The sequence below is a fragment of the Streptomyces cacaoi genome, from assembly GCF_006539165.1.
GTDB classification, from domain to species: domain Bacteria; phylum Actinomycetota; class Actinomycetes; order Streptomycetales; family Streptomycetaceae; genus Streptomyces; species Streptomyces cacaoi.
In genome coordinates this window covers 79162-101313 of sequence record NZ_BJMM01000013.1, presented here as the reverse complement: position 1 = coordinate 101313, position 22152 = coordinate 79162, and the positions used below count along the sequence as shown (strand labels likewise).

The 22152-nt window shown below is 75.6% G+C and carries 10 protein-coding genes; 7 read left to right on the top strand and 3 right to left on the bottom strand.

The genetic code is table 11. The annotated features are described in order from the left end of the window. From SCA03_RS36805 to fxsT, 7 genes are all read left to right on the top strand, one after another. Positions 1 to 3777, top strand: a complete 3777-nt coding sequence (locus tag SCA03_RS36805) for an SAV_2336 N-terminal domain-related protein (RefSeq protein ID WP_141275445.1) — start codon at positions 1 to 3, stop codon at positions 3775 to 3777. Between the two features lie 378 nt (positions 3778 to 4155). After that, positions 4156 to 6357 (top strand): VMAP-C domain-containing protein, encoded by a 2202-nt coding sequence (locus SCA03_RS15170; RefSeq protein WP_230988701.1) that lies wholly within the window; start codon positions 4156 to 4158, stop codon positions 6355 to 6357. Between the two features lie 10 nt (positions 6358 to 6367). Continuing rightward, the gene (locus SCA03_RS15165; protein WP_030892010.1) at positions 6368 to 7423 is read left to right on the top strand and encodes an AAA family ATPase; all 1056 of its coding nucleotides are present in this window, start codon (positions 6368 to 6370) and stop codon (positions 7421 to 7423) included. 6 nt (positions 7424 to 7429) lie between these two features. Beyond that, the gene (locus SCA03_RS15160; protein WP_141275444.1) at positions 7430 to 10969 is read left to right on the top strand and encodes an SAV_2336 N-terminal domain-related protein; all 3540 of its coding nucleotides are present in this window, start codon (positions 7430 to 7432) and stop codon (positions 10967 to 10969) included. 187 nt (positions 10970 to 11156) lie between these two features. Beyond that, complete coding sequence (locus SCA03_RS15155) at positions 11157 to 11459, top strand: hypothetical protein (protein WP_141275443.1); 303 nt, start codon at positions 11157 to 11159, stop codon at positions 11457 to 11459. A gap of 11 nt (positions 11460 to 11470) precedes the next feature. Further along, the gene (locus SCA03_RS15150) at positions 11471 to 12655 is read left to right on the top strand and encodes an aKG-HExxH-type peptide beta-hydroxylase (RefSeq protein WP_086814684.1); all 1185 of its coding nucleotides are present in this window, start codon (positions 11471 to 11473) and stop codon (positions 12653 to 12655) included. A gap of 56 nt (positions 12656 to 12711) precedes the next feature. Continuing rightward, positions 12712 to 15795, top strand: a complete 3084-nt coding sequence (gene fxsT, locus SCA03_RS15145; protein WP_086814683.1) for an FxSxx-COOH system tetratricopeptide repeat protein — start codon at positions 12712 to 12714, stop codon at positions 15793 to 15795. A 101-nt stretch (positions 15796 to 15896) separates the two neighbouring features. Here fxsT and SCA03_RS15140 read toward each other — a convergent pair whose 3' ends face one another. From SCA03_RS15140 to SCA03_RS15130, 3 genes are all read right to left on the bottom strand, one after another. Continuing rightward, positions 15897 to 19730 (bottom strand): multifunctional oxoglutarate decarboxylase/oxoglutarate dehydrogenase thiamine pyrophosphate-binding subunit/dihydrolipoyllysine-residue succinyltransferase subunit, encoded by a 3834-nt coding sequence (locus tag SCA03_RS15140; RefSeq protein ID WP_158102252.1) that lies wholly within the window; start codon positions 19728 to 19730, stop codon positions 15897 to 15899. 365 nt (positions 19731 to 20095) lie between these two features. Continuing rightward, positions 20096 to 21196, bottom strand: coding sequence for a HAMP domain-containing sensor histidine kinase (locus tag SCA03_RS15135; RefSeq protein ID WP_037851234.1), 1101 nt, complete (start codon positions 21194 to 21196; stop codon positions 20096 to 20098). Positions 21197 to 21267: 71 nt separating this feature from the next. Next, positions 21268 to 22086: a response regulator transcription factor gene (locus SCA03_RS15130; protein ID WP_030876177.1), complete on the bottom strand. Its 819-nt coding sequence runs from the start codon at positions 22084 to 22086 to the stop codon at positions 21268 to 21270. Between the last annotated feature and the right edge of the window lie 66 nt (positions 22087 to 22152).

Below are 22152 nucleotides of genomic sequence, written 5' to 3'. Positions count from 1 at the left end.
ATGCCCACCGAAGCGAGCGAGGGCGGGGGCAGCGGAGCGCCCCGCCTTCCCGGCTCCCCCGGCCCGTCGGACCGGCCCCCCGGCCCTGCGGACGGCGGGTCGGCTCCCGGGACCGGCCCCGCCGGGCCCGGTCCCGTGGCCGAACTGGCCGCCCGGCTGGCCGCGTTGCCGGGGCGCCGGGAGGAGGGCGCCGACGGCGGGCCCTCGGCGCGGGAGCTGGCGGAGCTGCTGTGGCTGGCCCGGCACGTCCCGCCCGCGGGCGGCGGGACGCCCGCTCCGCCCGGCGACGACACCGCGGCGGACGGGCCGGTGCCCCCGCCGCCCGGGGACCGTCCGAAGCCCCCGGCGGACGAGCCGGAGACGGAGCCGGGCGGCCGGCGCGGGACGGCGGAACCCGAGCCGGCGACCGCCGGTCTGCGCTCCGGCCGCCCCGTGCCCCCGCAGCGCGGCCGGACCCCGGAGACCGGGGACGGCCCCCGGCTGCGTGCCGTGCCGGTGCGCGCCCCGGCCGCCACCGTGCTGCCCGGCGTCCCGGAACTCCAGCGCGCCCTGCGCCCGCTCCAGGGCTACCAGCCGCCGGTCGGCACCCGGGACGGGCAGCTGGACGAGCAGGCCACCGCCGAACGCGCCGCCGAGACGGGCCTGGTGGTGCCGGTGCTGCGCGGCGCGACGACGGCCGGCACCCGGATCCGGCTGGTGATGGACGTCTCCAGCTCCACCGTCCTGTGGCGGGGGGCGCTGGCGGAGCTGGCCCAGGTGTGCGCCGTCACCGGTGCCTTCCGGGAGGTGCGCACGTACCACCTTCGGGAGGGGCGGGACGGCACCGTCCTGGCGAGCCCCGACCACGCGGGCCGGCGGATGCCCTGCCCCGCCGAGCGGCTGCGCGATCCCACCGGGCAGCAGCTCACGCTCGTGCTGAGCGACTGCGCGGGGCCGCTGTGGCGCGCGGGACGGATGCAGCGGCTGCTGCACCACTGGGCCTCGGGCGCGCCCGTCGCCCTCGTCCAGCCGCTGCCCCAGCGGCTGTGGCGGCGCACCCATCTGCCCGCCGAACCCGGTGTGCTGCGCCGCCGCGAAGGCCGGGGCGCACGCCTGGCGTTCACCGGAGGACCCACCGCACGGGCAGCGCCCGGCGCGCGGGCGCTGCCGGTGCCGGTCCTCGCGCTCAACCGGGACGCGCTGGGCGCCTGGGCCCGGCTGCTGTCGGGCAGCACGGGGCTGTCCCAGCCCGGTGCCGTGGGCTGGGTGCGGCCCGACCACCCCTCGGCCGGGCCCCGGCCCGCGCGCCCCACCGGGGACCGGCGCGCGGCCGAACTGCTGCGCGCCTTCCGGACGACGGCGTCCCGGGAGGCCGTCCGGCTGGCCGTCTGCCTGTCGGCCGCGCCGCTGACCCTGCCCGTCATGCAGCTGGTGCAGCGCACGATGCTGCCCTCGACGGGGCCCGAGGTGCTGGCCGAAGTGGTGCTCAGCGGGCTGCTGCACCGGGCCGAGGGGGAGCCGGGGGCCGCCGAGGACGCCTACGCCTTCGCGCCCGGGGTGCGCCGTACGCTGCTGCGGTCCCTGCCGAAGGGCGAGGCCGTCCTCGTCCTCAAGCACGTGTCCGCCTATGTGGAGCGCCACTTCGGCCGCCGCAGCCGCAACTTCCCCGCGTACGCCCTCGCCCGGCTCACCGGCACCGAGCCGCCGGACGCGGGGGCACCGGCCGATCCGGCGGACCTGCCGCCGGCCTTCGCCGAGGTACCGGCCGCCGTCGTACGCCGCTTCGGCGGCGAGCCGGAGCCGGTGGAGCCGGCGGAACGCCCGGCCCCCGGCACCCTCCCCGGCGTCGAGCGCGTCGATCCCGCCGACCGTGCGGACAGCGCGGGCCGCACCGACACAGCAGCCGACAGCGCCGACAGCGCCGACGGCGCCGACGGTGCGGAGAGCGCGGGCCGCAGCGGCGTTGCGGGCCCGGGTGCGCGGGGCCGCGAGGCGCAGGAGGTGCGGCGGGCCGTCGTCCGGGTCGTCCCGGAGGGCGGCGGGCCCTGGGTGAACGGCTTCTTCCTCGCGCCCGGCTGGGTCGTCACCGTGCCGGCGGCCGGGGCGGCGGAGGACCGCGTCACCGTCGAGACCGCCACCGGGCAGCGCTTCACGGCCGTGCGGACCACCGACAGGACGGCCCCGGCATGGCAGCGCCCCCTCGCCTTCGTCCAGGTGCCGGAGGCCGCGGCCCCCGACTGCCTGTGGCTCGCCGACCAGCAGGCCGACGAGGACGCCGCCGTCCTCGTACAGGGCTGGGCGCCCGGATCCCCGTCCCGGGGGCCGGAGTTCACCACCGTCGCCGGCGGCCCGGACGGTCCCCGGCCGCGCGAGCACACCGAGCCGCGCCCGGGCGCGCCGGTGCGGGACGCCGCCACCGGCGAGGTCGTCGGTGTGCACGTCCCCGTGCCCGGCGCGGCGAGGCGACGGCGGCGCCCGGTGTGGGCCGGTGCGCCGGACGGCGGGCGGCTGCCCTGGCGTGCGCTGGTGCGCGCGCACGATCTGCACCACTGGAGGCGGCTGTCCTCCGGCGGGCACAGCTGGCCCCGGCAGGCCCAGCGGAACGCACCGGAGGACACCGGATTCGGCCCGGTCCGGCGCGCCTATCTGTACGGGATCCTCGCCCGGCTGGAGCCGCCCGCCTCGGCCTCCACGGTGCTGGAGCTGGTCAGCGGTGTCGTCGGCCCCTACGGCTACGCCGTGCCCGGGCCGCTGGGCTGGCGGGACGGCGTCGCGATGGTGCGCGCGGCCACCGCCGAGCCGGGCGTGGCGGACGTGCTGCGGTACGCGGTGCGGGTGTGGGCGGCGTACGGCCCGGGCGGGCCGCGCCGGCCGTGGGAGGCGCTGCACGCCTGGGCGGAGTCCGTCGCGGCGAGCCTGCCCGAGGGCCCGGTGCGCGAGGAGGTGCTGCGCACCCTGGAGGACCCGCCGCCGGCCGCCCAGTACGGCGGGGTCGCGGTGCACCTCGACCCGGTCGCCGGCCCCTCCGGGGTGCGCTACGACTGGAGCGTCGAGCTGGAGCACGGGGAGCGCAGCACCCTGATCGAGACGGGGCACGGCCCGGACACCGCGGAGGGCCTGCCCGGCGAGCTGTCCGGCCCGCTGTCCTTCGCGCTGGACCTCGGCGACGTCGGGCAGGGCGTCGCCGGTGTCCGCTTCGCGCTGCCGCCCGAGCTGTTCGATCTGCCGGTGGACGCCTGGCGGGTCGGCACCGGGCCGCCGCTGGGCGCCACGCGGCACATCACCGTCATGGCCCGGGGCCGCCGCCGGCACCCCCGGCGTCGGGACCGCTGGGAGGGCATACACCGGGAGCAGGCGTCCGGCCTGGAGCCCGTGCCGCTGCTGCTGGGCGAGGACGCGGGCGACATCCACCACCGGCTCAACTCCTGCCCGGACAACACCGTTCCGGTGCACTGCGGGCCCGTCTCGCACCGGTCCGACCCGCAGGCGGCCCAGGCCGTGGCCGCTGCCCTGCGCGCCGGGTACGGGCTGCTCCTGTGGCGCCGCGACGAGGGCGAGCACGAGGGCTGCGAGGAGTTCCAGCAGCGCGCCTTCGAGTGCGTACGCCGCGCCGGGGACGCCGAGGGACTGCTCGACCTGGTGCACGCGCTGCGCCGGGCACAGCAGCGCGAGGACGGGCCGGCCACCCGCTGGGTGCGCGACCTCGCCGTCCTCTACGACCCGCCGGACGCGCCCGCCGACGACTCCTGGCCGCTGCCCGCACCCCGGCTGCGCCGGCGCGGCGCACCGGGCGGGTGACACGGTGCACGTCCGCCGGGCCGCGCACCGCGCACCCTCGCGGGCACGTCGGGCCCCGCGGGCGGCGTGACGCCTCCGGCGCCCCGACGCCCCCTCCCGCCCGGCGGGCCCGGGCACTAGCCTCGACGACCATCCGCCCCCGCCGCTTTCCGGACACCGGTGCGCGGCCGGTCCGCTTGGGGAGAGCGGCACGCGGGGACAACGGGGACAGCGGGGACGGCCGGAGCCGTGCCGGAGCGAGGCGGACGAGGGGGGTCGGCGTGACGGGGACGGCAGCCGTGAACGGCGGGTGGTCCGGTGTGGACGGGCGGCCCGGTGTGCGCGGGGCGGAACGACACGGCGTGCCGGGACGCGCGCCCCGTGCCCGATGAGTGCCCGGTGAACGCCCCCACGGGCTCCGAGGCCGCCGTCCGGGCGTCGGTCGTGCGCATCGGGGCACCCGGCGACGGGTATGACGGAGCCATCGGCGCCACGGGCCGGCACGGCCGCGAGGCCGCGCTGTGGGGGAGCGGGTACTTCGTCGCGCCGGGCTGGGTGCTCACCTGTGCCCATGTCGTCGGCCCGGGCGCAGCGGCAGTGTGGAAGGGGGAGCGGGCCATCGGCATCACGAGGGAGGACGGCGAAGTCCTCACCGGCGAGCTGGCGTTCGGGCTGCCCGCGCCGCAGGACCCGCGCACGCCGCCGTCCCCGTGGCCGTTCCCCGATCTCGCGCTGCTGCGGGTGCCGGACGCCGCCGGGGACGACACCGACTGCCTCTGGCTCAGCGACCGTTCGGCGCTCACCCCCGCCGACGTCGGCCTGTACGGCTGGATGCCGGGACCGGTGCCCGGCGAACCGCTGTTCTACGCGGACGTCTGCCACGCCGCCGGCGGCAGCAAGGGCCCGCTGATCCTCAGCGCCGGCCGGTACACCGAGGGGTGCTCGGGCGGGCCCGTGGTGGATCTCGCCCGCGGCGCCGTGGTGGGCACGATCAAGAACAGACGCCGCAGCGACGGCTCGGGCATGGCCGTCCCCGGCACGGCGCTGCGCGCGCTGTGCGACGCCGGCCCCCGCGGCGCCCGGGTGCTGCACGAGGTGCTCGCGGCGCACGACCGGCACCACCGCACGCGGTACCTCGGCCCCGGGGACAGCTGGCCGCGCCGCCAGGCCCGCGCCGAGCCGGCGGCGGGCGGCTCGGGCTACGGGTTCACGCCCGGCCGCCGCGCCGAACTGTACGGACTGCTGGCCGGGTTGGCGCCGCCCGCCGCCGCCGGCCAGGTGCTGCGGCTGGTCAACGAGGCGCGGGACGCCGTCATGGAGGACCCGCTCGGGGTGCGCGAGCACGATCCGCGCAGCTGGCGGGAGGGCGCCGGGCTGCTGTACGAGCCGCGGGACGGCCGGGTGCAGCCGGGCGAACACGTGCCCGGGCGCGAGCTGGAGGCCGTCGTGGTCTACGCCGCGCTGGTGCACACGGCCGCGGCGCCGGCGGCGGACGCGCCCGCACCGGCTGCCGAGGCGCTGCGCACCTGGGTGGAGGCGACGGAACCGGTGCTGCACTCCGGCCGCACCCGGCGGCGGATCCGCGACATCCTCGCCAGCGGCGGCGCGGATCCGGCCGGTGCCCCCGCCCGCCGCGCCGACGTCCTCGTCGAGATCGACCCCGATCTCTACGGCACCGGGAGCCACGCCTGGCGCGTCGCCGTCGTCGAACGGCCCGCCGGCCCGGACGGCGAGGGCGCCCCGGCCGGTGCGCCGGGCGGCACCCTCGTGGCGACCAGCGAACAGGACGCCCCGCGCGCCTGCCTGGAGGAGGAGCTGCGCGGCGCGCTCTCCCGCGCGCTGGACCAGTGCGACGTCGACGACCATCTGGCCTCCGTCGCCTTCGTCCTGCCGCACACGCTCTTCGACGAACCCGTCGACCGCTGGCGGGCGCGGCCGCACGACCCGGCCGACCCGTACAACCCGCACACGCTGCCGCTCGGGCAGCGCAGGCTCGTCGTCGTCCGCAGCCGGGAGCGCCGGGACCACGGCGTCACCCCGGAGTGGCGGGCCCGGGCGAAGGGCGTCGCCGAGGGGCCGCTGGAGGCGGTGCCGCTGCGCAGCGAGGTGCCCCGGGAGGGGCACACGGGCGCCGGCGCCGAGGGCGGGCACGCGGCGTACGGCAGGCTGCGCGCCGCACCGCCGGGCGCCGTTCCCGTGCACTGCTCCGGCGCGGGGGCCGGAGCCGGGGCGCGGGCGCTGGCGGCGGCGCTCGCGGCCGGCCATGTCGTCGCCCTGTGGCGGCACACCGAACCGGAGGGCGAGGCGGGCGGATCCGGCCGTTCCGCCGGGGCGCGGGGCGAGCCTCCCGTCCGGCACGGGGACTGCGCCCGCTTCCTGGAGTGCGCGGGCGCGCTGCTGGCCGAGGCGCACTCGGCCGAGCACCTTCCGGCGCACATCCGCACCCTGCGCACCGCGAACGCCGACGCGGACGACGGCGGCCCCGAACACCCGTCCGCGGCCTGGGCACGGCACATCGTGCTGTTCCACCACCCGCCCGACGAGGTGCCCGAGGCCGCGCTGCGTGAACCACCGCTCATGCCCGGACCGCGACTGCCATGAGGAGCACACCGTGAGCGACTGGCGCATCTACCGGGGGGCGGGCGTACCGCACGAGGGCATCCGCCGGCTGCCCGAGCCGCCGCCCTGGCGCGACTTCGGTGCTCCGCACGAGCCCGGTGCCCCCGAGGACGCCGCAGGCGCCGACGGCGAGTCCGCACGCAGACTCGGCGCGCACCGCAGACTCGTGGAGAGCCTGCACCCGCGGCCCGAGGAGGTCGAGGCGGTCAACGCCGCGCTGTATCTGCGCCGTCCGCTGCTGGTGACCGGCAACCCCGGCACCGGCAAGTCCACGCTGGCGCACGCCGTCGCGCACGAGCTGGGGCTGGGCCGGGTGCTGCGCTGGCCCGTCGTCAGCCGCACCACCCTCAAGGACGGGCTCTACCACTACGACGCCATCGGCCGCCTCCAGGACGTCCAGCTGGACCGGGCCGTGGCCGGCGGGGATCCCGGCGCCGGGCCGGAGGCGCGGCCGCCGATCGGCTCCTATCTGCGGCTCGGCCCGCTCGGCACCGCGCTGCTGCCCGCGGGCGGGGAGCCCGGAGCACCGCCGCGTCCCCGGGTGCTGCTCGTCGACGAGCTGGACAAGAGCGACATCGACCTGCCCAGCGATCTGCTGAACGTGCTGGAGGAGGGCGAGTTCACCATCCCGGAGCTGGAGCGGATCGCCGAACGCGAGCCGCACGCCGAGGTGCTCACCGCCGACGGCGACCGCGTCCGGATCACCGGCGGCCGGGTGCGGTGCACCGTCTTCCCGTTCATCGTGCTCACCTCCAACGGCGAACGGGACTTCCCCGCGGCCCTGTTGCGCCGCTGCGTGCAACTCGACCTGGAGCCGCCCGGGGACGAACAGCTCGCCGCGATGGTCGCGGCGCACCTGGGCGAGGAGGCGCTCCAGGAGGGCGCCGCACTCGTCGAACGCTTCCTGCGCCGCGAGCCCGGCCAGGTGCTGGCCACCGATCAGCTCCTCAACGCCCTCTTCCTCACCCAGCGGGCACAGGGCGCCGAGCGGGTCACCCGGGACCGGCTCGCGGAGATCCTCATGCGCCCGCTGGACCGCCCCCGGTGATCCGCCGTGAGCCCGCCGCCTGAGCCGCCGCAGCGCCCGCCGGGCGTCCCGCCGCCGTCCCCGACCGGACGGGCGGCGGACCGGCCGATCGCGCTCGTCGCGGAACTGGTCGCCCGGCTGCGCTCCGCCGGGCCGGAGCCCACCTCCGAGGAGGTCGCCGAGGCGCTGTGGCTCGCCCGCTGGACGGCACCGGCGGCCCCGCCGGAAGCGGCAGCAGACGCGGAAGCGCCGGGGGACGGCTCCCTCGCCGCCCACCCGGAGACGGCGACCGGCCCGGCGGCCGGCCGTCCCGCGGACGGCGCCCCCGGCCCGGACCCCCGACCGGAACCGGCCGACGCCACCGGCCGGGACGACGGGGACGGCGGGGACGGCAGGGACGGCGGAAACAGCGAAAACGGCGGGGATGGCGGGGACGGCGCGGCGCCGGTGCCGCCCGCGTCCACCGAGCCGTCCCGCGCACCGTCGGTCGAGCTGTACCCGGCCCGCCGGAGCGGCGGCGCCCCGCGCACCGGCATCCCGGTGCGCGCCCCCGCCGCCCGGGCGCTGCCCGGACTCGCGCTGCTGCACCGTGCGTTGCGGCCGCTCCAGCGCTACCGGCCGCCGCTGCCGCCCGCGGCGGGAGAGCTGGACGAGGAGGCCACGGCGGAGCTGAGCGCCCGCGCCGCCGTCGTCCACCCCGTCTTCGCCCGGGTCACCCGCCGGCGGGGCGAACTCCAGATCCTGGTGGACGCCTCGCCCACCGCGGCCGTCTGGCAGCCCACCGCCGAACAGCTGCGCCTGGCCTGCGAACAGCTCGGCGTCTTCCGCGACGTCCGGCTGCGCCACCTCAGCCGCGCCGCCGACGGCACCCCGCTCCTGGCCGGCCGCACGGGTCCCGGCGCCGCCGGAAGCGCACGCCCCGCCGACCGCCATCTCGACCCCACCGGACGCCGGTTGACCCTCGTGCTCAGCGACTGCGTCGGCCCCCTGTGGCAGGACGGCGGCGCCCAGCGGATGCTGCACCGCTGGGCGCGCCGCACCCCGGTGGCCGTCGTACAGCCGCTGCCGCCCCGGCTGTGGCCGCGCACCGCGCTGCCCGCCGAACCCGGCACGCTGCTGCGCGAGGGCAGCGGCCGGTTCGGCTTCGTCCCCGAGGGCTTCGGCCCGCCCGCCGAGCCGGACGCCCTGCCCGTCCCGGTGCTGCTGCCCACCCCGCAGGCCCTCGGCAACTGGGCGCGGCTGCTGTCCGGCGGGGCGGGCGGCGGTGTGCCCGGCGGGGTGCCCGGCCCGGCCGCCTGGGTGCGGCCCCTGCACCCCGCCGTCCCGCCGCCCGCGCCCGGCGCCCCCGGCGCGAGCGGCCCGCACGCCCTGCTGCGCGCCTTCCACGCCGGAGCCTCCCCCGGGGCCCGCGATCTGGCACGGCATCTGGCCGTCGTGCCGCTGGTGCCGCCCGTCATGCACCTCGTCCAGGAGGCGATGCTGCCCGACACCGGCCCCATGGAGCTGGCCGAGGTGCTGCTGTCCGGGCTGCTGGAGCGCTACGCCGACCCGGACGAGGACGGCCCCCGGTACGCCTTCGTGCCCGGGGTGCGTGAGCTGCTGCTCCAGTCGCTGGACCGGAGCGCGGCCGTCCTCGTCCTGAAGCATCTGTCAGCGCATGTCTCCCGGCACTTCGGCCGGGGCACCCGCAACTTCGCGGCCGTCGCCGTCGCCCGGCTGACGGGACGGGGCAGCGGACCGGTCGCCCCCGACGGCGCGTTCGGCGAGGCGGACGGCCCGGGAGCCGGACAGGCCGCGGACGACGAGCTGTTCGCCCAGGTGCCGGCCGAGGTCGTCCGGTTCTACCTCCCCGACGCCGAGGCCGCCGACCACGCCGAGGAGGCCGAGCGGCTGCTGCACCAGTGGGAGGCCGAGCGCGACGTCCAGCTCCTGCACCGGGCGCGCGCCGCGGCCGAGACGGCGTGCGCCGCGGACGCCGGCGCCCGCCCCCGCCGCACACTGGCCCGCATCCTGCGCGCCCTGGCCCGGGTGCCCGGCGCCCACCGGGGCGCGGATCCGGCCGCCGCCTCCGCCGGCGCCGCCGCGCTGCTGCGCGAGGCCGCCGCCCTGCTGACCGGCCCCGACCCGCACGCCCTGCTGGAGCGCGCCGCCGTGGAGTACGAGCTGTGGCGGACGACGGACAGCCCCGCCCCCTTGCTGGCCGCCGAACGCACCCTGCGCGCCCTCGGCTCGGACGAGGGGACCGGCGAGCCCGAGGAAACCCGAACGCCCCCGGCAGCAGCGGGAGTCGGAGAGCGGAGGGCAGGCGCGGGAGGCCGGGAGGACCGGTCGGCCGGGGGAGACGGGGGAGATCGTGCAGACGGGGGAGACGGTGACGGTGGGGAGGCCGGACAGGGCGCCGGGGCACGGCCACTCGGGGCAGGCCGGAACCTCCCGCCGCACCTGGAGCAGGTCCGTAGACTCCGACTCGGCCGGGTGCTGCTCGCGCTGGCCCGTGCCGCACCCGAACACCGCCGCCGGGCGGCCCCGGAAGCCGTCCGTGAACTCCGCGAAGCGAGCGACATGCCGCCAGAACGCGCCGCCTGGGCGCCGCAACCCGCCGACACCTCAGCGACCCCCGTCCGCCCCGACACCCCCGACGGCAGCGCCGCCCCCGACCGCCCCGGCCCCCTCGGCGGCCCCGGTACCGGCGCCATCGACGAGCCCTTCGCGCCGGCCGCGCCCGGCCCCGGTGCGCAGCGCTGCGCCACCCTCCTCGATCTGGCCGACGCGCTGCGGCTGACCGGCGCACCGGCCGCCGAGCGGCTGCGTGTCCTGGACGACGCGGCAGCCGCCGCACCGTCGGACGGCCCCGCCGACGAGCGCGCCGGACTGCGGCTGCGCTGCACCTGGGCGCGGGCCGGGGTGCTGCGCGAGGCCGGCTCGTGGGAGGAGGCGGCCGAGGCGTACGCCGCCGCGGTCCGGTCGGCCCCCGCCTACAGCGCCGAGCGGGGCGAACTCCTCGTCGAATGGGGGGAGATGCTGCTGGGCGTGACCGGCCGGCGGGGCGAGGCGGAGAACCTGCTGCGCGAGGCGCTGACGAGCGCGCCCACCGGCGGCCCGTCCGTCACGCGCGCCTCCCGGCTGCTGGGGGACGCCCTGCTGGCGCGCTACCGCACCGAGGGCTTCCTCCCCGATCTGTACGAGGGCTGCCATCTGCTGGAGAGCGCGGCCCGTCAGGAGCCCGGCCCGGCGCGCCGTGCCGAGGTCTGGCTCGACCTCGGCCGGGCCCGGGCGCTGTTCCCGCCGGAGAGCACCCAGCGGGGCATGGCGGAGCGCGAGTTGACGACGGCGCTGCACGAGGCCGGGGAGGCCGGCGGTGAGGCGGACCCGACGGCGGCGCGCGCCTGGCACGCGCTGGGCGAGGAACATCGGGGCCGGGGCCGCCGCGAGCGTGCGCTGGCCGCCTACCGCGAGGCGGCCGAGGCATGGCGGCGGGTCGGCGAACGGCTCGTGGACGTGCCGTGGGAGGAGGTGCGGCGTACCAGGGAGCGGATCGAGGAACTGGCGCGGGGCGGCGCCGACTGAGGCCGACGGCCCGCGGTGGGGTACGTCCCGGGCGCGGTGGGGAGGCGGGCGGCCCGGCGGTGCCCGGGGTTCCGCACGGCCGAATGCGGCGGCTCCGGCCGCCCGTCCGGTTTTTGTCAACGGGTCGCGGGAAAGAGAACCCATCCGGGGTAGACGCCCGTGGGCGGGGGTCAGGGAGGAGAACAGCGTGCCGAAGCGGATCGGTGGCACGCCCCGAAGCCCGGGGCAGGAGGAGGGGGCGACGCCACTGCCCGACCTCAGCGGGATGGGTCTGTGTGCGCTGCGCACGTCCGACGACGCCCGCGTGGCCGCGGCCGTCACCTGGACCCTCGAACATCCCGCCCGGCTGCGCCTGTTCTGGGCCGCCAACGAGGGCGGCCAGGGCGGCGACGGCACGGAGGGCCCCGACAGCCGGCACAGCGCCGCACTGCCCTCGCTTCCGTGGTACGACCGTCCCGAGCGCAGTGATCCGGCCAATTTCCGCGCGTAGAACGGCGCTTGATGATGCCACCACCCCCCTCGCCCTCGTCGTCCCTGCCGCCGTTCGCCGTCTCCCGGGAACGGCTGCGCGCCTGGGGCGGCACCCGTCCGTTGCAGGGCGATGCCGCGCTGCTGCGCGACGGGCTGCACAGCCTGCGGCTGCTGCTCCTCAAGAGCCTCCTCACGCGCGCCGAGCGGGAGGCGCCGGCGGCGGCGCTGGCGCGGGTGCACGGCGACTGGGCACTGCTGGAGCGCGCCGAGGCACGGGACGCCGCGGCCGTCCGGGACGCGCTCGGGCATCCGGCCGCCGGCGCGTGGCTGGCCTCGGCGCTCGCCGCGCGGGGCGCGGCGGAGTTCACCCGCCGGCTGTCCGGTTTCGGCTCCCTGGCCGCGCGGGTCGCCTCGGCGGCGCGGCTGCCCCTGTACGCGCCCCCCGGCACGCCGGAGGCGCTGCGGCTGCCGGGCTCCGGCGCCGTGCTGGCGGACGCGGACGCGCACCTGGCGGGCTGCGGCGCACTCGCCGGGCTCGCACCGGCGGGACCGCTCGGCGCGAAGGAGGCCGCCGGGTGGCGTGAACTGTGGTCCGGCGCACTGGAGTTGCTGCGCGCCGTCGACCCCGAGCGGGCGCGGGAGATCGCGGCCCTTGTCCGCTGCGTCGTCCCGGTCGTGCCCCTCGCACCGGCCGCCGCGGCCGCCCCGGCTGCCCCGGCTTCTCCCGGTGCCCGGGTGAGCGTCACCTGCTGGTCGGCGCCCTGGGCCGTGTTCACCACGCTGCCGGCCGACGCCGAGGAGTTCGCCGAGGTCCTCGTCCACGAGACCCAGCACAGCAAGCTCGCCGTGCTCGGTGAACTGGTCCGGCTCCAGGGCGCGGACGGCGGCCGGTACCACCGGGTCGGCTGGCGGACCGATCCGCGGCCGCCCGCCGCGATCCTCCAGGGCACCTACGCGCATCTCGCGCTCGCCGGACTGTGGGCACGTACCGCGGCGCACGCGGCACCCGGCACGCCGGCCCGTGAGCGGGCCCGCGCCCGGTGCGACACCTACTGCGCACAGGTCGGAGAAGCCCTGGGAACCCTGCGCGCTTATGGCCAACTGACGGACGAGGGGCGAGAGTTCGTAGAGGGTATGCACGGGTGCCTTACGGCGACGGCGGCCGGCGCCGCCGCACCCGCGGACGGCACGTGCAAGGTTGGTCACTTTCGGTAATCTGCTGCGCAAGCCGCTCGGGAAAGACGCGGCCGGTGGACGAGGGAGATACGCGCATGGAAGCTCAGCGGGACCCGGCCCGGCAGGAATCCGACCCCGGCCAGACGGTGCTGGGCGGCCAGCGGGAACCGCACCAGGAGGCCAAACCCGCTCCCGAGGGCGAACACTTCGTCGTCGTCTTCCCCGGGCACCACCGCTCGTGGGGCGACTGGATCGCCCGGGTCCTGGAGAGCCACGGCCACCGCACCACGCCGCACCGCTGGGACCCCGACCGCGAGCGCCCCCTGGAGGAGGCGCTGCGCGACCTCCAGCTGGCCAGAGGCCGTGTCGTGCTCGTCATCAGCGATGTCTTCTTCCAGCTCGGGCCCCGCCTGGAGGCCGACTGGAACGAGGTGCTGCGCGGCTACGTCCGCCAGAACGCCGACCGGTTCGCCGCCGTCAACCTCACCAGCCGCGAACTGCTGCCCGCCACGGCCGTGCTGGAGCCGGTCAACGTCAGCGGCGTCGACGAGGAGGAGGCCGAGCGCCGGCTGCTGCGCCGGCTCGGGCTCGTGCACCGCCGCACCCGCTCGCTGGCCGCCGGCGGCAGCCGCTACCCCAACGACCCGCCCGCCGTATGGGGCGTGGTGCCCGGCCGCAACCGCCGCTTCACCGGCCGCGACACCCTCCTGACGGAGCTGCACCAGCAGTTGATGGACGCCGAGCCCGGCAACGGCGTGTGCACGCTGGCCGGGCTCGCCGGTATCGGCAAGACGCAGATCGCCATCGAATACGCCCATCGCTTCGCGCCCGACTACGACATCGTGTGGTGGGTCAACTGCGACCAGCGCAACATCCAGCGCGACGCCTTCGGCGCACTCGCCCCGGAGCTGGACATCCACGTCAACGAGGTCGGCGAGCGCGTCCGCGCCGTCCGCCGGGCGCTGCGCAGGAACGAGCCCAGCGGGCGCTGGCTGATCATCTTCGACGGCTGGGCCGAGCCCGAGGAGGCCGCCACCTATCTGCCCCAGGGCGGCGCCGGCCATGTGCTGATCACCTCGCGCAACCGCTCCTGGAACCGGATCACCGAGGTCACCGGCGTCGAGGCGTTCCGCCGTATCGAGTCCACCAGCTATCTGCTGCGCGGCGCCCCGCACATCACCCCCGAGGAGGCCGACCAGGTCGCGGGCGAGTTCCAGGACCTGCCGCTCCAGCTGGCCCAGGCCACCGCCTGGCTCGGCCAGGAGGGCATGGCCGTGCCCGAATATCTGCGCATGGTCCGCGGCGTGGGGCTCACCCGGATGGAGACCGCCTCCATGCCGGACGACTACCCGCACTCCTCGCTCACCTCCTGGTCGATCCTGCTCAACAAGCTGCGCGGCTCCGAACCCCGCACCGTCGAACTCCTCTCGCTGTGCGCCGCGTTCGCGCCCGGCCGGATCCCGCTCGGGCTGGCGCGCGGCATCCCCGCCGCCGAACTGCCCGAGAACCTGCGCTGGCTCAGCACCGACCGCGCCGCCTGGGCCCGCGCGCTGGACTCCCTCGTCAACTACTCGGTGCTCACCCGCGAGATGCGCCCTCCCCTCCGCGGCGAGGGCCGGCGCGGGCCCTCCGTCGACGACGACCAGAGCGTGGACTCCGTCCACATGCACCACGTGGTGCACGGCGTCATCGGCGACCTCACCCGCGACCGCCGCGACGAGTACCGCGAGATCGTGCACCGGCTCCTCGTGGAGGCCGATCCCGGTGCCCCCAACGACAGCCGCCAGTGGGGCCGGTACGCCGAGATCCTCCCGCACCTGCTGGCCTCCGCCGCCCCCGCCAGCCAGGAACGCCGCGTCCACAAGATGCTGCTCAACTGTCTGCGCTACTGCTACGCCAGCGGCGAGTACACCCAGGGCGCCGAGCTGGCCGAGAGCCTGCGCGCCGAGTGGGAGAGCTTCATGGCGGCCGACGCGCCCACGCTCATGGCCCTCACCACCCTCCAGGGCAATCTGCTGCGCTTCGCCGGCCGCTTCCACGAGGCACGCCATCTGGACGGCGCCCGGCTGGAGCGGCTGCGTGAACTCCCCGCCGCCGGCGAGGAGATCCTCATGGAGGCCACCAGCTGCCTCGCCGCCGATCTGCGCATGCTCGGCCAGTACGACGAGGCCCTGGAGCTCCAGGAGGAGGTCGTCGAGGTCTGCGGCCGGCTGTACGGGGCCGAGGAGTGGACGAGCCTGCTGGCCCAGCACAACCTCGCCGTCGGCCTGCGGCTCCTCGGCCGGTACGAGGACGCCTACACCACCGACCTGGAGATCTTCCGCAAGCGCGAACAGGTGCTCGGTGTCCGGCACCCCAGCACCCTCTCCTCCGGCAACGCCTGCGCCCGCGACCTGCGGCTGATGGGCCGCTACCAGGAGGCGCTGGCCCGCCAGGAGCTGGGCATGCGGCTGCACGTCCAGGTGCTCGGCGCCCAGCACCCGCACACGCTCATGGCCCAGCACAGCCTTCTGCTGTGCCGCCGCCGCGCCGGCGCACCGCACCAGGACCTGGCCACCGCCATGGCCACCCTCCTGGAGCGGCAGGAGCAGGTGCACGGCCGCGGCCACTACTCGACGCTCGCGCTGCTCACCGACTACGGCAACTTCCTGCGCGAACACGGCTCCCTCGACGAGGCGCGCGCCCTGCTGACCGAGGCCGAGGACGGCTACCGGGCGCTGCTCGGCCCGGCCCATCCGCTACCCACCGGAATGCAGTCCAACGCGGGCCTCGTCCTCCAGGCCGAGGGCAACAGGGGCGGCGCGCTCAACATGTTCGAGCAGGCGCTGGCCGGACTCACCGCGCTGCTCGGCCCCGACCATCCGGCCACCCTGGGCTGCGCCCTCAACACCAGCGGCGGGCGCAATCTGAGCGAGGCGCTGGACGACGCCTGCGAGCTGAGCGCCGACACCGCGCGCCGGGCCCGCGTCTCGCTCGGCGAGGACCATCCGCTCACCCTGGCCGCGATGATCGCCAATGCCGCCGATCTGCGTGCGCTGCGCCGCCGCGAGGAGGCCGCCGCCATCGAGGAGGACGCCCTGGAGCGGTTCACCCGCTCCCTCGGCGCCCAGCACAGCCACACCCTGGCAGCCCGCCGGCGCACCCGTCCCTACTGGGACTTCGAGCCGTACCTCGGCTGAACCGGGCCGCGCGGCGCCCCACACGGCGCACCGACGGAAGGGCCCCGGTACCGCGCGGGTACCGGGGCCCTCCCGTGTGTCCGGCCACGCCGGAGCGGAGATCAGATCGCGAAGACCTCCTGGATCAGCTGGGCCTGCTCCTCCGCGTGCCGCTTGCCCGAGCCCACGGCGGGCGAGGACGAGGACGGACGGGAGACGCGGCGCAGCCGGTCCGCGTTCGGCACCGGCTCCGAGCCGATGATCAGGTCCAGGTGGTCGACCAGGTTGAGCGCGATGAACGGCCACGCGCCCTGGTTGGCCGGCTCCTCCTGGGCCCACACGTACTTCTCGGCGTTGCTGTAGCGCGCCATCTCGGCCTGGATCTCCTTGCCGGGCAGCGGGTACAGCCGCTCCAGCCGGATGATCGCGGTGTCGGTGATCCCGCGCTTGGTCCGCTCGGCGTCGAGGTCGTAGTAGACCTTGCCGGAGCAGAAGACGACCTTGCGGACGTTCGCCGGGTCGACCGAGGAGTCACCGATGACCGGGCGGAAGCCGCCGGAGGTGAACTCCTCCGCCTTCGAGGACGCCGCCTTCATCCGCAGCATCGACTTCGGCGTGAAGACGACCAGCGGCTTGTGGTGCGGGTTGTGCACCTGCCAGCGCAGCAGATGGAAGTAGCTCGACGGCAGCGACGGCATCGCCACGGTCATGCTGTTCTGCGCGCACAGCTGGAGGAACCGCTCGATCCGGGCCGAGGAGTGGTCCGGGCCCTGGCCCTCGTAACCGTGCGGCAGGAGCAGGGTGACACCGGAGGTCTGGTTCCACTTCTGCTCGGCCGAGGAGATGAACTCGTCGATGACCGTCTGCGCGCCGTTGGCGAAGTCGCCGAACTGCGCCTCCCACATCACCAGCGCCTCGGGACGGGCCAGCGAGTAGCCGTACTCGAAGCCCATCGCCGCGTACTCGCTCAGCAGCGAGTCGTAGACGGTGTAGCGGGCCTGGTCCTCCGAGAGGTACAGCAGCGGCGTGTAGTCGTCGCCGGTCTCCTGGTCCAGCAGGACCGCGTGCCGCTGGCCGAAGGTGCCGCGGCGGGAGTCCTGGCCGGACAGCCGCACCGGCGTGCCCTCCATCAGCAGCGAGCCGACGGCCAGCGTCTCGCCCATCGCCCAGTCGATCGTGTCGTCCTCGACCATCTGGGCGCGGCGCTGCAACTGCGGCTGGAGACGCGGGTGGACGGTGATCCGCTCGGGGATGTTCACCTGCGACTCGGCGATCCGCTTGACGACCTCCTGGCCGACGCCGGTGTCCACGTGCACCGGGAACTCGGCCTGCGGCGCGGGCACTTCGGTCTCCGCCGGTGCCGTGGTGGCGTCCCGGACCTCCGTGAAGACCTTCTCCAGCTGGCCCTGGAAGTCCTGGAGCGCCTGCTCGGCCTCCTCCAGCGTGATGTCGCCCCGGCCGATCAGCGACTCGGTGTACAGCTTGCGCACCGAGCGCTTCTTGTCGATGAGGCGGTACATCAGCGGCTGGGTGAACGAGGGGTTGTCCGTCTCGTTGTGGCCGCGGCGCCGGTAGCAGATCAGGTCGATGACCACGTCCTTGTTGAACGCCTGGCGGTACTCGAACGCCAGCCGCCCGGCCCGCACGACCGCCTCCGGGTCGTCGCCGTTGACGTGCAGGATCGGGGCCTCGATCATCCGCGCCACGTCCGTCGAGTACATCGAGGAGCGGGCCGACTCGGGGGCCGCGGTGTAGCCGACCTGGTTGTTGATGACGATGTGGATCGTGCCGCCGGTGCGGTAGCCGCGCAGCTGCGACATGTTGAGCGTCTCGGCGACCACACCCTGGCCGGCGAAGGCCGCGTCACCGTGCAGCGCGATCGGCAGCACCGTGAAGTCCGTGCCGCCCTTGCCGATGATGTCCTGCTTGGCGCGGGCCACGCCCTCCAGCACCGGGTCGACGGCCTCCAGGTGCGAGGGGTTGGCCGTCAGCGAGACGTTGATCTGCTCGCCGTCCAGCCCCGTGAAGGTGCCCTCGGCGCCCAGGTGGTACTTCACATCGCCGGAGCCGTGCATCGACTTCGGGTCGAGGTTGCCCTCGAACTCCCGGAAGATCTGCGCGTACGGCTTGCCGACGATGTTCGCCAGCACGTTCAGCCGGCCGCGGTGGGCCATGCCGACCACGCACTCGTCCAGCCGGGACTCGGCCGCGGCGTCGATGATGCCGTCCAGCAGCGGGATGACGGACTCGCCGCCCTCCAGCGAGAAGCGCTTCTGGCCCACGTACTTGGTCTGGAGGAACGTCTCGAACGCCTCGGCCGCGTTGAGCCGGCGCAGGATGCGCAGCTGCTCCTCGCGCTCCAGCTTCACATGCGGGCGCTCGATGCGGTCCTGGATCCACTTGCGCTGCTTGGGGTCCTGGATGTGCATGTACTCGATGCCGGTGGTGCGGCAGTACGAGTCGCGCAGCACGCCCAGGATGTCGCGCAGCTTCATCATCGACTTGCCGGCGAAGCCGCCGACCGCGAACTCCCGCTCCAGGTCCCACAGGGTGAGGCCGTGCTCGGTGATGTCGAGGTCGGGGTGCTTGCGCTGCTTGTACTCCAGCGGGTCGGTGTCGGCCATGATGTGGCCGCGCACCCGGTAGGAGTGGATCAGGTCGAAGACGCGGGCGGCCTTGGTGACGTCGTCGTCGTGCGAGGCGTCGATGTCCTGCATCCAGCGCACGGGCTCGTACGGGATGCGCAGGGCCTTGAAGATCTCGTCGTAGAAGTCGTCCTCGCCCAGCAGCAGCTGGGAGACCTTGCGCAGGAACTCGCCGGAGGCGGCACCCTGGATGACGCGGTGGTCGTAGGTGCTCGTCAGCGTCATCACCTTGGAGACGCCGAGCCGGTTGAGGGTGTCCTGCGAGGTGCCCTGGAACTCCGCCGGGTACTCCATGGCGCCGACGCCCATGATCAGACCCTGGCCGGGCATCAGACGCGGCACGGAGTGGACGGTGCCGATGCCGCCGGGGTTGGTCAGCGAGCAGGTGACGCCGGAGAAGTCCTCCCTCGTCAGCTTGTTGTTCCGGGCGCGGCGGACGATGTCCTCGTACGCCTGCCAGAACTCGAAGAAGGTCAGCGTCTCGGCCTTCTTGATGCCGGCGACGACCAGCTGACGCTCGCCGTTCGGCTTCACCAGGTCGATGGCCAGACCGAGGTTCACGTGGTCCGGCTTGATGAGGGTGGGCTTGCCGTCCTTCTCCGTGAACGCGTGGTTCATGGCCGGCATCGCCTTCAGCGCCTGCACCATGGCGTAGCCGATCAGGTGCGTGAAGGACACCTTGCCGCCGCGGGCACGCTTGAGGTGGTTGTTGATGACGATGCGGTTGTCGAACAGCAGCTTCACCGGCACCGCGCGCACGGACGTGGCCGTCGGCAGCTCCAGCGAGGCGTTCATGTTCTTCGCGACCGCGGCGGAGGGACCGCGCAGGGTCACGTACTCGGGGCCTTCAGTCTGGGCCTGGGCCTGGGCCTGCCCGGCGTCGGCCTTGGCGGCCTTCGGCTGCGCCGCCTTGGGCTGTGCGGCGGCCTGGGGCTGCGCCGCGCCCTGCTGAGCGGGCTGCGCGGGCGCGGCCTGCTGCGCGGGTGCGGCGGGCTGCGCCGGTGCCGCGGGCTGCGCGGGGGCGCTCGCGGGCGCCTGCTGCGCGGGTGCCGGCGGCTTCGCCACCGGCGCGGCATCCCGTGGCGTCGCCGCGCCGTTCGGTGCCTTGGCCCCGTCCGAGGACTCCGGCTGGTAGTCAGCGAAGAAGTCCCACCAGGCTCGGTCTACCGAGTTGGGGTCCTGGAGGTACTGCTGGTAGATCTCGTCGACGAGCCACTCGTTGGCGCCGAAGGTGGAGGCAGGGTCTTTGCCCTGGCCCTCCTTGCGTTCGACCGAGGTGCTCGATGAGCTGTTGGGGGACTGTGACGACACGGCGGCAACCGCCCTCTTCCGCTTCCTTGGGTGGTGGACAGCGGAAATAAAGGCTACGCCTCTCCGGACGATTGGTGGAGTCCGGGCTACCCCTTGGTCACGTACGTCACATCGCGGACGCGGTTTCGGCCGAAGTTTTGGCGGGAATCACTCACGGTTTTGCGCGAGCGCTGCAACCGTGTGCGGCTCCCGCGCGTCCGCGACCCGTCCGAGGGCGGACCTCCGGGGCCGCGCGGCCCCGGCTCCGTGCTCCCCGCTCCACGCGCGGAGCAGGCGGATCCGCGGGGCGGCTGGGGGCCGTGGAAGCTCCCGCAGCCGCGGACGCCGGCGGCGCCCACGGGCTGCCGCGCCCCCTCGACCCTACGTCACCCCGCGGCCCCGCCGACCCCCGGAAGAGTGACCTGGATCCGGCACCCCCGGGGGGATTCGGCCACCCGGATCCAGCCCCCGTGCAGATCGACCGCCCAGCGCGCGATGGCCAGCCCCAGCCCCGTGCCGCCGGTGTTGCCGCCCGGGCCCCTGGCCACCTCGGAGGTCTGGGTGCGGCTGAACCGCTCGAACACCCGGTGCCGCTCCGACTCCGGTATCCCGGGGCCCTCGTCCAGCACGTCGACCTCCAGGGCGCCGGCTCCGGTGGCCGGGTCCCCGGGGCGGGCCCGCACGGTGACGCGGCCGTGCTGCGGGCTGTGCTTGACCGCGTTGTCTATCAGGTTGGCGACCACCTGGTGCAGACGTTCGGGGTCCGCGTACGCGGTCAGCTCCGGCGGCGAGACGTCCAGATGCAGATGCACATCCGTACGCGCGTGCCCGGAGCCCTTGCTCATGTTGGCCTCCTTGAGCACCCCCGCCAGATACGGCCACACCTCGAACCGCCGCGAGTGCAGCGGCACCACGCCGTTGTCCAGCCGCGAGAGGTCCAGCAGATGGTCGACGAGCCGGCCGAGCCGCTCCGTCTGGTGCAGCGCGGTGCGCATCGTCTCCGGATCGGCGTCCGACACCCCGTCGACGACGTTCTCCAGCACCGCGCGCAGCCCCGCGATGGGCGTCCGCAGCTCGTGCGAGACGTTGGCCACCAGCTCCTTGCGGTGCCGGTCGACGGCCTCCAGATCGGCCGCCATGCGGTTGAAGTTCTCCGCCAGCTGACCGAACTCGTCGCGCCGTCCGCCCCGCACCCGGCGCGAGTAGTCGCCGTGCGCCATGGCCTTGGCCGCATGGGTCATCTCGTCCAGCGGAGCCGTCAGCGACTGTGCGACGAACTGGGTGATCAGCAGCGAGGCCACGATCGAGATGATGGTGATCACGCGCAGCTCGGTGGCCGAGCGCATCGCGAACAGCGCCAGCAGCGTCGTGATGACCACCGAGACGATCACGAGCGCGCCGAGCGCCGCCTTCACCGAGCGGTACGGATCCAGGGGGCGCAGGGCCTCCCACAGGCGCGACCACGTCCTGCCGCACCACCGCCGCACCGCCGTCCACCACCGTCCGCCCTGCGCAGAACCGGGCAACCCGGGCACCTGGGACGTCCTCTCCGCCGTGCTCAGGAGCTCTCTGCGGCGGCACCGGTCACCGGCGGGGCGGCACCGGGCGCACCCGGCGTACCGGACGGTGCCGGGGTCTCCAGCGCGTAGCCGACGCCGTGCACGGTGCGGATCCGCTCGGCCCCGATCTTGCGGCGCAGCGCCTTGATGTGGCTGTCGACGGTGCGGGTGCCGGAGGCGTCGGCCCAGTCCCAGACCTCGGCGAGCAGCTGTTCGCGGGAGAGCACGGCGCGGGGCGAGTGCGCCAGGCAGACCAGCAGATCGAACTCCGTGGGCGTCAGGTGCACATCGGCCCCGGTGACCCGCACCCGGCGCTGCGCGTGGTCGATCTCCAGCTCGCCGAGCCTGAGTATCCCGCTGCGCGGCGTGTGCGCGGCCAGCGTCGCCCGCTCGACCCGGCGCAGCAGCACATGCACCCGGGCGGCGACCTCACGCATGGAGAACGGCTTGGTCATGTAGTCGTCCGCACCGACTCCGAGGCCGACCAGCATGTCCGTCTCGTCGTCCCGCGCCGTCAGCATCAGCACCGGGACGGGACGCTGCGCCTGCACCCGGCGGCAGACCTCCAGGCCGTCGAACCCGGGCAGCATGACGTCCAGGACCAGCAGATCGGGCTGCCACGCCTCGGCGGTCTCCACGGCCGCCGGACCGTCCCCGGCCGTCTGCACCTGGAAGCCCTCCGCGCGCAGCCGCCGGGCCAGGGCATCGACGATGGTCGGGTCGTCCTCCACGACCAGGATGCGCCGCTGTGCGCCCGGGCTGGTCGTCGGTGCCGTCGCGGACGTCCCGGCTGGCTGTGTGCTGTTCTTCTGGTCCATGCGGCCCCGCCCTGTGGCTTACTCCGGCTCTCTTCGAACAGCAGCGTAAGGGCCTGCCGGGCGCCG